Here is a 494-nt window from a genome sequence, read left to right as displayed (position 1 = left end):
GACGACGGAGGCGACGCCGGCTTGGGAGCCGACGGAGATGTCGAGGCCGCCGCAGATGATGACGACGGTCTGGACGATGGCGAGGAGGCCGGTGATGGTGGCGGCTTCGGCGATGACCTGCATGTTGCCGAGGCTGAGGAAGTTGTCGTTGAGGATGCCGAACAGGGCGAGGACGACGACCAGCGCACCGATCAGGCTCAGGTTCTGACCACCGACGGCGGCCAGGATTTTCGGTGAGACCACGGACCGGCGCGGGGCGTGGCCGCCGTTCCTGGCGGGTGGAGTGGTGCTGGTGGTGGTGCTCATGGGGAAGCTCCGGTGGAGGGTGTGGTCGTGGTCGCGTCGGTGGGTGTGGTCGCGGCGGCGATGTCGTCGGCCATGGCGAGGTTGAGGATGGCTTCCTCGGTGGCGTGTTCGCGGTCGAGTTCGCCGGTGATGCGGCCGTTCTGCATGACGACGATGCGGTCGGCGAGGCCGAGGACCTCGGGGAGTTC

2 pseudogenes are annotated in these 494 nt (G+C 68.0%); both read right to left on the bottom strand.

Annotated features, from left to right (window positions below):
• Positions 1-306: pseudogene (locus tag PUR56_RS21960) on the bottom strand (ABC transporter permease); the annotation flags it as partial.
• Positions 303-494 (bottom strand): annotated as a pseudogene (locus PUR56_RS21955) (sugar ABC transporter ATP-binding protein); the annotation flags it as partial. The pseudogenes PUR56_RS21960 and PUR56_RS21955, both read right to left, overlap by 4 nt.

It is taken from the genome of Streptomyces sp. BE303, assembly GCF_036290945.1.
GTDB lineage: Bacteria > Actinomycetota > Actinomycetes > Streptomycetales > Streptomycetaceae > Kitasatospora.
This window is presented reverse-complemented; position numbering and strand designations above follow the sequence as displayed.